Source organism: Pseudomonas asiatica (genome assembly GCF_009932335.1).
Taxonomy (GTDB): Bacteria; Pseudomonadota; Gammaproteobacteria; order Pseudomonadales; family Pseudomonadaceae; genus Aquipseudomonas; species Aquipseudomonas asiatica.
This window is the reverse complement of the sequence record NZ_BLJF01000002.1, coordinates 553,162-566,181: the sequence shown is the minus strand read 5'-3', so window position 1 is coordinate 566,181 and position 13,020 is coordinate 553,162. Positions and strand designations below refer to the sequence as shown.

Genomic DNA, 13,020 nt, shown 5'->3' with positions numbered 1-13,020 from the left:
TAAGCTTGTCTGCATGGATGACTCAGACTACCTGCGCCTGCTTACCATCCAGGCGGAACAAGCCAATGCCTTTCTCTCCAACGCCCGCAAGTGGGAGCGGGAGCGTTGGGTGTGCCAACGCCTGTTGCAGGGGCTGAACATCCCCTATCGCAGCGAGGACTTCACCCCGGCCGGGCAAGAACCGCCAGACGTGCTGTTCCGCGACGCGGCGTTCGAGGTGTTTTTCGTGCTCGACGAGGGCCGCCGGCTCAACGATGAATGGCGCGAAGAACTGCAGCGCCGGCGCAGTGCGTTTTCCCTGGCGCAACTGGTGCGCCGCGAAGCGCGCCCGCGGCGCATCAGTGCCACCGAGCTGCTGGGGCGGCTGGCGCCGACCTTGCGCAAGAAGGCGCACAACTACCGGGAACGCGGGCTGGAACTGAACGAGCTGGATATCATTGCCTTCGCCAGCCTCAAGCGCGAAGTGCTCGACCTCAACACCCATTTCCCGCCGCCCACCGAATACCTGCGCCAGGGCTGGCGCTCGCTGTCACTGGTCGGGCCGACATTTGCCCGGGTGCTGTTCGCCCACCCCGATGCGCCGGACTTCCTGCGCGGCAACCTGGGCCGCAGCATTGTGTTCGACGTGGGCATCAGTCTTTGATCCACTGCAGCGAGTGTTTGCGATGGCGTACACTCGGCGCCAGAGATAGAAAGCCTTATCATTTGTTTCAAGCGCTTGCGTGAACGCTGTAGCGTTTACGCAGTCCCAAACGTCTACCTGACGAGGCCCCACCATGACCAGCCGCCTGAATCCGGAAGATCAGCGTCGTGTCGATGAGTATCTGCGAGCCCCCCAGCACCAAGTCGAGCGCAGGCCCTTCCGGCCGTGGCTGCTCCTTGTGCTGGTGGTGGCCGTGACCATCGGGTTGGGTCTCATCAGCCGCCTGCTCAGTGGACTGGTGCTATGAGCTGCTTCGCGCTCGCCCTCCCCTCGTGCAGTTTGCGGCCGGCCCCCGGGGCCACGAATTCCGTAAACCTTATGAGATATCCCCATGACTCATCGCATCGTGATTGTCGGCGGCGGCGCCGGCGGCCTGGAACTGGCGACCCGCCTGGGTAAAAGCCTGGGTAAGCGCAAGCAGGCCGAGATCACCCTGGTCGACGCCAACCTCACGCACATCTGGAAGCCTCTGCTGCACGAAGTGGCCGCCGGCTCGCTGAACTCCTCGGAAGACGAACTGAACTACGTGGCCCAGGCCAAGTGGAACCACTTCAACTTCCAGCTGGGGCGCATGAGCGGCCTGGACCGTGAAGGCAAACAGATTCAACTGGCCGCCACCCTCGACGAAGAGGGCCGCGAGCTGTTGCCTGCGCGCACCCTGGGCTACGACACCCTGGTCATTGCCGTAGGTTCCAACACCAACGACTTCGGCACCTTGGGCGCGGCGCAGCACTGCCTGTTCCTCGACACCCGCAAGCAGGCCGAGCGTTTCCACCAGCAGTTGCTCAACCACTATCTGCGTGCCCATGCCGGTGACGTGGCGAGCGAGAAGATCAGCGTGGCCATCGTCGGCGCCGGTGCCACCGGTGTGGAACTGGCAGCCGAGCTGCATCACGCGGCCCACGAACTGGCGGCCTATGGCCTGGACCGCATCCAGCCCAAGGACATGCACATCACCATTATCGAGGCCGGCCCGCGCGTATTGCCGGCGCTGCCAGAGCGCATCAGCGTGCCGGTGCACAAGACTCTGGAAAAGCTCGGGGTGAAGGTGATGACCAACGCTGCGGTCAGTGAAGTGACCGAGGATGGCCTGAAAACCAAAGACGGTGAAGTGATCCAGGCCAGTTTGAAAGTGTGGGCGGCTGGTATCCGTGCGCCGGCGTTCCTCAAGGACATCGATGGCCTGGAAACCAACCGAATCAACCAGCTGGTGGTGCGCCCTACCCTGCAAACCACCCGCGATGACAACATCTTTGCCTTCGGTGACTGCGCCGCCTGCCCGCAACCGGGTAGCGACCGCAACGTGCCGCCACGTGCCCAGGCGGCGCACCAGCAGGCTTCGATGCTGGCGCAGAGTTTGAAGGCGCGGCTGGAGAACAAGGCGCTGCCGACCTATGAGTACAAGGACTACGGCTCGCTGGTGTCGCTGTCGCGCTTCTCGGCGGTGGGCAACCTGATGGGTAACCTGATGGGCAGCGTGAAGCTGGAGGGCTGGCTGGCGCGGATGTTCTACGTGTCGCTGTACCGGATGCACCAGATGGCGTTGTACGGGTTCTTCCGTACGGCGTTGATGATGCTGGGTAGCAAGATTGGCCGGGGTACCGAGCCTAGGTTGAAGTTGCACTGACACTGAAGATTGCTGGGGGCGCTTTGCGCCCCTTTCGCGACACAAGGCCGCTCCTACAAACGACCGCGCAATATCTGCTTGCTGTAGGAGCGGCCTTGTGTCGCGATGGCCTGCAACGCAGGCCCAAAATTCTGGCAAAAAAAAAGGGCATCTCATGCGAGATGCCCTTTTTTTCATGGTGGGTCGTGTAGGATTCGAACCTACGACCAATTGGTTAAAAGCCAACTGCTCTACCAACTGAGCTAACGACCCGGAAATGGTCGGGGTGAGGGGATTCGAACTCCTGACATCCTGCTCCCAAAGCAGGCGCGCTACCGGACTGCGCTACACCCCGTGATACTTAAAGAAAAAGGGCATCTCGCTTGAGATGCCCTTTTTACATGGTGGGTCGTGTAGGATTCGAACCTACGACCAATTGGTTAAAAGCCAACTGCTCTACCAACTGAGCTAACGACCCGGAAAATGGTCGGGGTGAGGGGATTCGAACTCCTGACATCCTGCTCCCAAAGCAGGCGCGCTACCGGACTGCGCTACACCCCGAGATTGGCTCCGCGACCTGGACTCGAACCAGGGACCCAATGATTAACAGTCATTTGCTCTACCGACTGAGCTATCGCGGAACTGAACTTCGGTACATCTTTACAGCTTCGAAGCTTGTGTTAGCTTCGGTCTCTTTGGCTATCCGCTTTCGCGTTGCAGCTGCTGAGGCCGGCTATTCTACATTCTTCGTTTTGCTTGTCAACCACTTTTTTTCATTCAACTTACTGATTTGTAAGTTGTTTTGCGGTCACCGATGTTGCTGGTGATTCGCTTAGTGCCTGACAACGCGGCGTATATTAGGGGCACCCGATTTTAGATGCAAGCAAAAATTTCAAAAATTTCAGCTAGTTATCCAGGAAGCCGGAAAGGCCCGGATTTGCTGGGGCTGTGACGGCCCCTTCGCGGGCATGCCCGCTCCCACAGGTACGGCACCGGTCCTCGGAATGTGTGAGAGGCCTGGGAGATACAGACAAAAAAAAGCCCCGCAGATGCGGGGCTCATGGTGAAACAGATCAGCCGAAGACGATTTCGTCGCCTTCCACCTTGGCGGTAATCGCCGTGCCCGGCATGAACTTGCCTGCCAGGATCAACTGCGCCAACGGGTTTTCGATCCAGCGCTGGATCGCCCGCTTCAGTGGCCGTGCGCCGTATACCGGGTCGTAACCCACGGCAATCAGCTTGTCCAATGCCTCCGGGCTCAGGCTCAGCGACAGTTCGCGCTCCAGCAGACGGCTGCGCAGGCGGCCCAGCTGGATTTCGGTAATGCCGGCAATCTGCTCGCGGCCCAGTGGCTCGAACACCACCACTTCGTCGATACGGTTGATGAATTCCGGACGGAAGTGCGAACCCACCGCATCCATCACCGCCGCACGCTGTGCCTCACGGTCACCCACCAGTTCCTGGATCTGCGCCGAGCCCAGGTTGGAGGTCATCACGATCACGGTGTTGCGGAAGTCCACGGTGCGCCCGTGGCTGTCGGTCAGGCGGCCGTCTTCCAGCACCTGCAGCAGCACGTTGAACACATCCGGGTGGGCCTTCTCCACCTCGTCCAGCAGCACCACCGAGTATGGCTTGCGCCGTACCGCCTCGGTCAGGTAACCGCCCTCTTCATACCCCACATAGCCTGGTGGGGCACCGATCAGGCGAGCCACGGAATGCTTCTCCATGAACTCGGACATGTCGATGCGCACCATTGCCTCTTCGGTGTCGAACAGGAACTCGGCCAGCGCCTTGCACAGCTCGGTCTTGCCCACCCCGGTCGGGCCGAGGAACAGGAACGAACCACTCGGCCGGTTCGGGTCGGACAGCCCGGCACGCGAACGGCGCACCGCGTTGGCCACGGCGGTTACCGCCTCGTTCTGGCCGATCACACGCTGGTGCAGCAGCTCTTCCATCTTCAGCAGCTTTTCACGCTCGCCTTCGAGCATCTTGGCCACCGGGATACCGGTCCACTTCGAGACCACTTCCGCAATTTCTTCCTCGGTGACCTTATTGCGCAGCAACTGGTTTTCGGTCTTGCCGTGCTGGTCGACCATCTGCAGGCTACGCTCCAAGTCCGGGATCACCCCGTACTGCAGCTCGGCCATGCGGCTCAGGTCGCCTTTGCGACGGGCGGTCTCCAGCTCCTGGCGGGCCTGCTCGATCTTTTGCTGGATCTGCGCCGAGCCCTGCACCTCAGCCTTCTCGGAGGCCCAGATTTCTTCCAGGTCGGCATATTCACGCTCCAACCGGTCGATTTCCTCGGTCAGCTTCTCCAGGCGCTTTTTCGCCGCTTCGTCTTCTTCCTTCTTCAGCGCCTGCGACTCCACCTTCAGCTGGATCAGGCGACGGTCGAGGCGGTCGAGCACTTCCGGCTTGGAGTCGATCTCCATGCGGATGCGGCTGGCCGCTTCGTCGATCAGGTCAATGGCCTTGTCCGGCAGCTGACGGTCAGTGATGTAGCGGTGGCTGAGCTTGGCCGCAGCAATGATGGCGCCGTCGGTGATGGCAACCTTGTGGTGCACTTCATAGCGCTCTTTCAGGCCCCGCAGGATGGCGATGGTGTCTTCCTCGCTCGGCTCCTCGACCAGCACCTTCTGGAAGCGGCGCTCCAGGGCAGCATCCTTTTCGATGAACTGGCGGTACTCGTTCAGCGTGGTGGCGCCAACGCAGTGCAGCTCGCCACGAGCCAGGGCCGGCTTGAGCATGTTGCCGGCGTCCATGGCGCCCTCACCCTTGCCGGCGCCGACCATGGTGTGCAGTTCGTCGATGAACAGGATGATCTGGCCTTCCTGCTTGGACAGCTCGTTCAGCAGGCCTTTGAGGCGTTCTTCGAACTCGCCGCGGTACTTGGCACCGGCAATCAGCGCGCCCATGTCCAGCGCCAGCAGGCGCTTGCCCTTGAGGCCGTCCGGCACTTCACCATTGATGATGCGCTGGGCCAGGCCTTCGGCGATGGCGGTTTTACCTACGCCAGGCTCACCGATCAGCACCGGGTTGTTCTTGGTACGGCGTTGCAGCACCTGTACGGTACGGCGAATTTCGTCGTCACGGCCAATCACCGGGTCCAGTTTGCCTTCTTCGGCACGCTTGGTCAGGTCGACGGTGTACTTGTCCAGCGCCTGGCGCGATTCCTCGGCGTTGGCGTCATTGACCGCCGCACCGCCGCGCAGGTTGTTGATGGCGTTTTCCAGGGCCTTCTTGCTCACGCCCTGGCTCAACAACAGCTTGCCGAGCTTGCTGTTCTCGTCCATGGCAGCCAGCAGCACAAGTTCGCTGGAAATGAACTGGTCGCCCTTCTGCTGGGCCAGGCGGTCGGCCTGGTTGAGCAGGCGCGCCAGGTCCTGCGACATGTTTACGTCGCCGGTGGGGTTCTGGATTTTCGGCAGCTGGTCGAGTTCTTTCACCAGTGCCTGGCGCAGGCTGTTGATGTCGAAGCCTACCTGCATCAGCAGCGGCTTGATCGAACCGCCCTGCTGCTCGAGCAGTGCCTGCAACAGGTGCACCGGCTCGATGGCAGGGTGATCCATGCCAACCGCCAGGGATTGGGCATCGGATATCGCAAGCTGCAGCTTGCTGGTCAAACGGTCTATTCGCATGGGGGTACCTTCCTTTTAAAGGGCAGGTCGGAGCGATGGACAGCGCCTGTTTGTGAAGAAACCTGCCTGAGATGACCTTATAGATAAGGCTGATTCTGGAAGATTCAAGCGTAGCGGGGTTGACCAGGATCAACCTGTTGGATTAGTGCTGGGCCATTCGCGGGCATGCCCGCTCCTACAGGGAATCCGCAATGTTTGAAACCTGTGGATCGGGCGTGCCCGCGAAAAGGCCGGTGCAGGCTAGCGCGGCTCCAGCCACACCAGGGAAGCAAAGCGCCCCCCCTGCGGAGTACGGCGATAGGAGAAGAACCGCTCGTCGCTGACCGTGCACAAGCCACCGCCATGAACAGCAGTCACCCCACGCGCCGCCAAACGAATACGCGCCAGCTCATAGATGTCGGCCATCAACTTGCCCGGCCGGGCACCATCGACAAAGGCCCGGGCCGCTTCCGGGTGCACCGCAGTAAAGGCATCACGCACTTCCAGCCCCACTTCGAACGCCTGTGGGCCAATCGCCGGCCCCAGCCACACCAGCACCTCTTCGGGTGGCAGTGCCAGGCGATCCAAGGTGGCCTCCAGCACACCACCGGCCAGCCCGCGCCAGCCAGCATGCGCGGCCGCCACACGGGTACCGGCCCGGTCGCAGAACAGCGCTGGCAGGCAATCTGCAGTCATCACGGTGCAGGCAATGCCAGGCTGGTCGGTCCAGCTGGCGTCGGCCTCGGCCACCACAGCCGGGTCGGCATTTGCCACCACCAGCCCATGCACCTGCTTGAGCCAGGCCGGCTGGATGGCGAATTCGTCGCTCAGGCGACGACGGTTTTCGGCCACCGCGGCAGGGTCGTCCCCTACATGGTCGCCAAGGTTGAAGGTTTCATAGGGCGGCAGGCTGACGCCGCCCTGGCGGGTGGTGACACAGGCGCGCACTGAGGCCGGGGCTGGCCAGTCGGGGAACAGCAGCGACTGAGTCAGGCCACTCATCCGATAAAGCTCTCGCGGTCCTGGTTCAGCAGCGACAGCAACCAGACGAAGTCATCCGGCAGCGGCGATTCCCATTCCATGCGCTCACCGGTGGTCGGGTGTACCAGCGCCAGGAAGCGTGCGTGCAGGGCCTGACGCGGGAAGGTCTTCACCGCCTCGACCATGGTCGGGCTGGCTGCCGGCGGAATGCGGAAGCGGCCGCCGTAGGTCTGGTCGCCGACCAGCGGGTAGCCGACATGAGCCATGTGCACGCGGATCTGGTGGGTACGGCCGGTTTCCAGCTTCACCCGCACATGGGTGTGCGAGCGGAAGCGCTTGAGCACACGGTAGTGGCTGATCGCAGGCTTGCCGCCGTCGGTGACTGCCATGCGCTGGCGCATGCCGCCGTGGCGGCCGATGGGCGCGTCGATCTTGCCACCGGCAGTCACCACACCAACCACGATGCATTCATAAATGCGGCTGACCGAGCGCTTTTGCAGCTGGTCGACCAGGTTGGTCTGCGCCTGCAGGGTCTTGGCCACCACCATCAGGCCGGTGGTGTCCTTGTCCAGGCGGTGCACGATGCCGGCGCGCGGCACGTTGATGATGTCGGGCACATGGTGCAGCAGCGCGTTCAGCAAGGTGCCGCTGGCATGCCCGGCAGCCGGGTGCACAACCAGGCCGGCAGGCTTGTTGATCACCAGGATCTGGTCGTCTTCATAGACGATGTCCAGCGCGATGTCCTCGGCCTCCCACTCGCCCTGGGCCTCTTGCTCGGCCTCCAGTGCCAGCACGGCGCCACCATGGACGGTGTCACGCGGGCGCAGGACCGCGCCATCGACCGTCAGGCGGCCTTCTTTGATCCAGGTAGTCAGCCGCGAGCGCGAATACTCGTCGAACAATTGGGCGGCGACCTGGTCGAGGCGTTGACCGCCCAGTTCGGACGGGACCTCTGCGCTAAGTTGAATGATCTCGGACATGCTCGATTCGGCGGGCGCACAGCCTTTGGTTTCGGCTGCGAGCTTGTGGTTAAATACGGCTTCTTTTGTCCCGGGGTTGGCCGGGGCGCTCATCATAACAGGACGGCACCGCCCAAGACAGCGGCCGTCAAAGGGACGCAAGCCGCCATGCAAGTGAAACACCTGCTGCTGATCGCCATCCTCGGGCTCACCGCGGCCTGTTCCTCCAATAAGGAAGTGATCGACGAGAACCTCAGCGAGGCCGAGCTGTATCAGCAGGCGCAAGCTGACCTGGACAACTCCAGCTACACCAGCGCCGTGAACAAGCTCAAGGCCCTGGAGTCGCGCTACCCGTTCGGCCGCTATGCCGACCAGGCGCAGCTCGAGCTGATCTACGCCAACTACAAGAACTCCGAGCCCGAGGCTGCCAAGTCGGCTGCCGAGCGCTTCATCCGCCTGCACCCGCAGCACCCGAACGTCGACTACGCCTACTACCTCAAGGGCCTGACCTCGTTCGACCAGGACCGTGGCCTGGTGGCGCGCTTCCTGCCGCTGGACATGACCAAGCGTGACCCGGGTGCTGCCCGCGACTCGTACAACGAATTCGCCCAGCTGACCAGCCGCTTCCCCAATAGCCGCTACGCCCCCGACGCCAAGCAGCGCATGATCTACCTGCGCAACCTGCTGGCGTCGTACGAAATCCATGTGGCCGACTACTACCTGAGCCGCCAGGCCTATGTAGCCGCTGCCAACCGTGGCCGCTACGTGGTAGAGAACTTCCAGGAAACCCCATCGGTCGGCGACGGCCTGGCGGTGATGGTCGAGGCGTACCAGAAGATGCACCTGGACGAACTGGCCGCCACCAGCCTGGAAACCCTCAAACTCAACTACCCGGACCACCCGAGCCTGGTAGATGGCGAGTTCCAGCCAAAGCAGACCGAGTCTGACGGCCGCGGCTGGCTGTCCAAAGCGACCCTGGGCCTGATCGAGACCGACACCCCGCTGCCGCCGGGTGAAACCCGCGCGAACCAGGACGTGGTCAAGCAGTTCCAGGACGCACGTGACGAGATGCCGCGTGAGCTGCTGCCAACCGACGAGAACGGTGATCCGATCGTGCCGGAAGGGCCGAAGGAAGCCGAGAAGGACCGTTCCTGGTTCAGCTACATGACCTTTGGTCTGTTCGACTGATACGTAGCGGTACATGAAAGGGAGGCCCTGGGCCTCCCTTTTTTATTGGCCGCGTCCTAGACTGTCGGCTTCTTCAACCGACAAGCTGGACACCATGGTTCGCCTACTTTTCTGGATCGCCCTGATCGCCGCCGCGTTCTGGCTGTGGCGCAAGTTCAAAGCCAGCCAACAGTCGCACCCCGAGGCGAAGCTGGATGCGCCGCTGAAGATGGTGCGCTGCGCCCATTGCGGCGTGCACCTGCCCAATGACCGGGCGCTGCAGCAGGGCAACGAGTGGTATTGCAGCCAGGCACACCTGCAGCAAGGGCCGGGGCAATCCCGTTAGAAACTGGGGCTGCCTTGCAGCCCTTTCGCGACACAAGGCCGCTCCCACAGGGAATACGCAGCCCCTGTAGGAGCGGCCCCGGCAATCTCAGCTCAACCGCCCGGCTGGCGCATACGGCGCCGGGTCAATGATCGGCTCTGCCCCGGTCAACAGGTCGGTAAACAGCTGGCACGAAGCCGGCGCCAGCACCAGCCCGTTGCGGTAATGCCCGCAGTTCAACCACAACCCCGCATGCCCCGGCACCGGTCCGATATACGGAATACCTTCCGGCGACCCCGGCCGCAGCCCGGCCCAGTGCGCCACCACCGTGGCCCCCTCGAGCTCAGGCAGCAACTCCACCGCCGAGGCCTTCAGGCTCTCCAACGCCTCCTCGGTCGGGGTCTTGTCGTACCCGGCATGCTCCAGCGTGCTACCCACCAGAATATGCCCGTCACGCCGCGGGATCGCATAGCGCCCCTTGGCCAGCACCATGCTCGGCAGAAAGTCTTCGGCACATTTGAACAAAATCATCTGGCCCTTCACCGGCTCCACCGGCAGTTCCAGGCCGAGCGTACGCAGCAGGTCGCCACTCCACGCGCCAGCACTGAGCACCACCTCATCCGCCGCCAGCACGTCGTCTGCCGTCTGCACCCCGGTCACGCGACCGCCTTGCTGGACAAAACCGGTAACCTGGCAGTGCTCACGCAAGGTCACGTTGGGCAACGCCAGCAACGCCGCCTTGAGCGACTTCACCAGGCGCGGGTTGCGCACGTTGGCCACGCCGGCCATGTAGATGGCACGCTTGAAGCCCGGGCCCAGCACCGGCACCGCGTCATAGGCCGCCGAAATATCCACGGCACTCAGCGGCCGCTGCTCACGCTCGGCCCAGGCCAGCGCTTCGGCCTCGTCGTCCAGGTCGAGCCAGTACAGGCCGGTGGTGTGCACTTCGGGGTCGACGCCGGTGCTGGCGAACAAACGCTCGCCCAGCTGTGGATAAAAGTCTTGCGACCAGTGTGCCAAGGCGGTCACGGCCGGGCTGTAGCGCCACGGGTACAGCGGCGAGACGATGCCACCGCCGGCCCAGGACGATTCGCGGCCGACTTCACCCTGATCACACACCACCACCTGCCCGACCTTCGCCGCCAGGTTGAATGCCGTCAGCAGGCCGATCACCCCGCCACCGACCACCACTACTTGCTTGCTCATCTGTCGATCCAACACCTGAAGTAAATCCGCGATGCACCGGGCATCATTCAATCTTCAGCTTCCCCAGCAGTGCACGCTGTCTTCGACGGCACCCGGATTGCGCTGCACGCCGGCCTGGTCGAGCTGGAAATCGCCACAGCGGTCCTGCGCCATCAGCCCGCTCGGCAGCCGCCGGGCGCGCAGCGTGAAGGTGTCGCTGTCGCGCTGGGCCTGCAGGCTGTAATAGCGGGTACCGTCGGGCAAGGCAGGGTCGCCCTCGGCGTATTGGCCAGTGCGTACGCGGTGGCGCTCCAGGCGCAGGGCGGCGTCATGCAGCAGGCCAACCACTTCGCTGCGCGCGGCTCGCCGTAGCTGGTCGCTGTAACTGGGGTAGGCAATGGCTGCCAGAATGCCGGTCACGGCCAGCACAATCAACAACTCGATCAGGCTCAAGCCTTGCTGCATGTCAGTCTCCTCGCAATCTCTGCCGCCAGGCAATGCGCCGGGTTGTGTCGCCGGCCATGGCGTAGAAAGCTTCCAGCACATGCCGTGACTGGGTTTGCAGGCTGACGGCGGTGACGCGGTACAGGGTGACCTGCTGCCCTTCCGGCATATGCGCCGCGTGTTCGCTGGTACCCAGATTCTGCAAATGGAAATAGCCGGTTCGCGTGCGCTGCCACTGCCCGCTCAGGTCATGCGGTCGAGCGGGTGGCGGGCACGCCTCGCAAGGGTCGGGGGGAGCCCGCTCGAGCTCGCCTGCCCCTGCCAGCAGCGTGGCCTCGGCCTGCTCCAGCGCCAGCAGGCCTTCGCTCAGATAGCCGGTCATTCGCGTTTGCGCCAGCGCATCACGCAGGGCGGACGCCGCAAGCAGCCCAAGCAGCAGGCTCAGGACCAAGGCCAACAACAGGACTATGCCACGCTGACGATTCATGGGTTCGGCACCGGGTTGCGGATTGCGACGCTCAGTTCATGGTGCTGTTCAAGTTCGAGCGTGGGTTCGTAAAGCGTCAGGGCAATATCCACCCCCTCACCCTGTGCCATTTGCACACGCTGCAAACGCATTGACCGCACATTTTCAACCAGCGGCTGGAAGTTGCTTTTGTTGCGTTTGAATTTCAGCGTATTGCCCTGGAGTTGGTAGACATATCTGCTGATGGGGTAAACCTGTGGGTAGCCCTCCTTCAACTCATCGTCCACAGACACTTTGCTAGTACAGTCCGTGTGCAGGAACCACTGCGGGCCCCCGGCTTGCCCAGGTAACTCCGCAACGACCAGGCTAAGGGTGGATGCTTCGACTTCCATCGGCCGGGCGAATGCGTGGTCTGCGCTCGAACTGCCGAAGTGCCTTGGCCGCAGTCGCAGGCAGCCAAACATCCCGGTCATGCGGATATCCTGGGCCATTCGCAGCAATGCCATGCGTGCCTCATCCTGCATGCGTACTGCCGTGCTTTGCAGCCGCCAGGTATGGTGGGCCGAGGCGAATAGCTGGCTGGCCGCCGCCAACAGCAGCAACCCGATGGTCAGCGCCAGCATCACCTCAAGCAAGCCGAAACCACACTGGCCCCGACTCATGGCCGCCCCCTTTCCTGCTCACTGTGCGCCGCCATTGCCGCCTTCCCATCGCGGCGCGCGTCCTCCGCAGCCTGCAATGCCTGCAGTTGCAGGCCTGCCGCTGCGAACATACCCACAGCCACCACTACCACCGCCAATAACACTTCCAGAAGCGTCATGCCCCGCTGTCTTGCGTGCATCCCTGCACCTCCTGCGACTTTTCCTGCAATTGCATTGAACCCGGGCGACTGGACCGCGGGTCCAACGACCGTGAAGCTACAGCCAAGCACTTCCAGGGAGGAATGCACGGTGAAGCAACGAGGTGTAACACTGATTCAAATGTTGTCGGCCCTGGCGGTGGCCGTGTTGCTGACACAGCTCGGCATGCCGGCCTACGCCAGATTGAGCGACGACCTACACAGGGCGGCAGCTGCGCGTGACTTGGCGCAGGCGCTGCGCAGTGCGCGCAGCCATGCCATGTTGCAAAGCCAGCCGGTGCTGGTGCAGGCGTTGGACGGTAACTGGGGGAATGGTTGGCAGGTGATGCTGGAGCATAACGGGCAGGTGCTGCGCGAGCAGCGTCTTTCACGGCCGCTGAAGATCACGAGCAATCGCGGTGAGCAGCTGAAATTCAGTGCGCAGGGTGTTCCGCTTGGGGCCAACGGTAATTGGTTAGGTTCAACGATGGAGATTTGCGAGCGCTTGACCGCAACTAGCCAGTATCAAGTGGTGATGGCATCGACTGGCAGGGTCAACGTACAGATGGGAGAGCCAAAAAAATCCCGATGCAAAGACACCACTAGCAGATCAGCGCGGTCAATGTAGGAGCGGCCTTGTGTCGCGAAAGGGCCGCAAAGCGGCCCCGGCAATATCAGCTCTAACGCTGAAATCCTGGGGCTGCTTTGCAGCCCGTTCGCGACACAAGG

General features: G+C 62.6%; 14 protein-coding genes and 5 tRNA genes. 6 read left to right on the top strand and 13 right to left on the bottom strand.

What is annotated here, in order from left to right; all coding sequences use genetic code 11:
- Positions 1–13 precede the first annotated feature (13 nt).
- The 3 genes from GYA95_RS22015 to GYA95_RS22005 all read left to right on the top strand — a co-directional run bounded on the left by GYA95_RS22015 (position 14) and on the right by GYA95_RS22005 (position 2,330).
- The gene (locus tag GYA95_RS22015) at positions 14–643 is read left to right on the top strand and encodes a DUF1780 domain-containing protein (protein WP_013970766.1); all 630 of its coding nucleotides are present in this window, start codon (positions 14–16) and stop codon (positions 641–643) included.
- A gap of 133 nt (positions 644–776) precedes the next feature.
- Positions 777–950 (top strand): DUF3094 family protein, encoded by a 174-nt coding sequence (locus tag GYA95_RS22010; protein ID WP_013970765.1) that lies wholly within the window; start codon positions 777–779, stop codon positions 948–950.
- 84 nt (positions 951–1,034) lie between these two features.
- Complete coding sequence (locus tag GYA95_RS22005; protein ID WP_003260618.1) at positions 1,035–2,330, top strand: NAD(P)/FAD-dependent oxidoreductase; 1,296 nt, start codon at positions 1,035–1,037, stop codon at positions 2,328–2,330.
- Between the two features lie 176 nt (positions 2,331–2,506).
- On the opposite strand, the gene GYA95_RS22000 is transcribed toward GYA95_RS22005, so the two are convergent.
- From GYA95_RS22000 to rluD, 8 genes are all read right to left on the bottom strand, one after another.
- Positions 2,507–2,582 (bottom strand) — tRNA-Lys (locus GYA95_RS22000).
- 5 nt (positions 2,583–2,587) lie between these two features.
- Positions 2,588–2,664 (bottom strand) — tRNA-Pro (locus tag GYA95_RS21995).
- 47 nt (positions 2,665–2,711) lie between these two features.
- A tRNA-Lys gene (locus tag GYA95_RS21990) sits at positions 2,712–2,787 on the bottom strand.
- A 6-nt stretch (positions 2,788–2,793) separates the two neighbouring features.
- Positions 2,794–2,870, bottom strand: a tRNA-Pro gene (locus GYA95_RS21985).
- A gap of 4 nt (positions 2,871–2,874) precedes the next feature.
- Positions 2,875–2,950: transfer RNA gene (locus GYA95_RS21980), tRNA-Asn, on the bottom strand.
- 432 nt (positions 2,951–3,382) lie between these two features.
- Positions 3,383–5,947 (bottom strand): ATP-dependent chaperone ClpB, encoded by a 2,565-nt coding sequence (gene clpB / locus GYA95_RS21975; RefSeq protein WP_015268858.1) that lies wholly within the window; start codon positions 5,945–5,947, stop codon positions 3,383–3,385.
- A 240-nt stretch (positions 5,948–6,187) separates the two neighbouring features.
- Positions 6,188–6,928, bottom strand: a complete 741-nt coding sequence (gene pgeF / locus GYA95_RS21970; RefSeq protein WP_015268857.1) for a peptidoglycan editing factor PgeF — start codon at positions 6,926–6,928, stop codon at positions 6,188–6,190.
- Entirely contained in the window at positions 6,925–7,887 is a 963-nt protein-coding gene (rluD, locus tag GYA95_RS21965) for a 23S rRNA pseudouridine(1911/1915/1917) synthase RluD (protein WP_015268856.1), read from the bottom strand. Before rluD ends, pgeF begins: the two co-directional genes overlap by 4 nt.
- A 147-nt stretch (positions 7,888–8,034) precedes the next feature.
- Here rluD and GYA95_RS21960 point away from each other — a divergent pair, with 147 nt between their 5' ends.
- Both GYA95_RS21960 and GYA95_RS21955 read left to right on the top strand, forming a co-directional pair.
- Positions 8,035–9,054: an outer membrane protein assembly factor BamD gene (locus GYA95_RS21960; protein ID WP_015268855.1), complete on the top strand. Its 1,020-nt coding sequence runs from the start codon at positions 8,035–8,037 to the stop codon at positions 9,052–9,054.
- Between the two features lie 94 nt (positions 9,055–9,148).
- Positions 9,149–9,379 carry a PP0621 family protein gene (locus GYA95_RS21955; protein ID WP_015268854.1) on the top strand — a complete coding sequence of 77 codons (231 nt, stop codon included), beginning with the start codon at positions 9,149–9,151 and terminating at the stop codon, positions 9,377–9,379.
- An 87-nt stretch (positions 9,380–9,466) separates the two neighbouring features.
- On the opposite strand, the gene thiO is transcribed toward GYA95_RS21955, so the two are convergent.
- Genes thiO through GYA95_RS21930 form a run of 5 tightly spaced genes read right to left on the bottom strand, consistent with a single transcriptional unit; the run spans position 9,467 to position 12,294 of the window.
- Positions 9,467–10,564, bottom strand: coding sequence for a glycine oxidase ThiO (thiO, locus tag GYA95_RS21950; RefSeq protein WP_015268853.1), 1,098 nt, complete (start codon positions 10,562–10,564; stop codon positions 9,467–9,469).
- Positions 10,565–10,618: 54 nt separating this feature from the next.
- Positions 10,619–11,008: a type IV pilin protein gene (locus tag GYA95_RS21945; protein WP_013970758.1), complete on the bottom strand. Its 390-nt coding sequence runs from the start codon at positions 11,006–11,008 to the stop codon at positions 10,619–10,621.
- Position 11,009: 1 nt separating this feature from the next.
- Positions 11,010–11,474 (bottom strand): hypothetical protein, encoded by a 465-nt coding sequence (locus GYA95_RS21940; protein WP_015268852.1) that lies wholly within the window; start codon positions 11,472–11,474, stop codon positions 11,010–11,012.
- Complete coding sequence (locus tag GYA95_RS21935) at positions 11,471–12,115, bottom strand: PilW family protein (protein ID WP_161551493.1); 645 nt, start codon at positions 12,113–12,115, stop codon at positions 11,471–11,473. Before GYA95_RS21935 ends, GYA95_RS21940 begins: the two co-directional genes overlap by 4 nt.
- Positions 12,112–12,294, bottom strand: a complete 183-nt coding sequence (locus GYA95_RS21930) for a prepilin-type N-terminal cleavage/methylation domain-containing protein (protein WP_015268850.1) — start codon at positions 12,292–12,294, stop codon at positions 12,112–12,114. Before GYA95_RS21930 ends, GYA95_RS21935 begins: the two co-directional genes overlap by 4 nt.
- 109 nt (positions 12,295–12,403) lie before the next feature.
- Here GYA95_RS21930 and GYA95_RS21925 point away from each other — a divergent pair, with 109 nt between their 5' ends.
- Complete coding sequence (locus GYA95_RS21925; protein WP_043935296.1) at positions 12,404–12,919, top strand: GspH/FimT family pseudopilin; 516 nt, start codon at positions 12,404–12,406, stop codon at positions 12,917–12,919.
- The last annotated feature ends 101 nt before the right edge of the window (positions 12,920–13,020 follow it).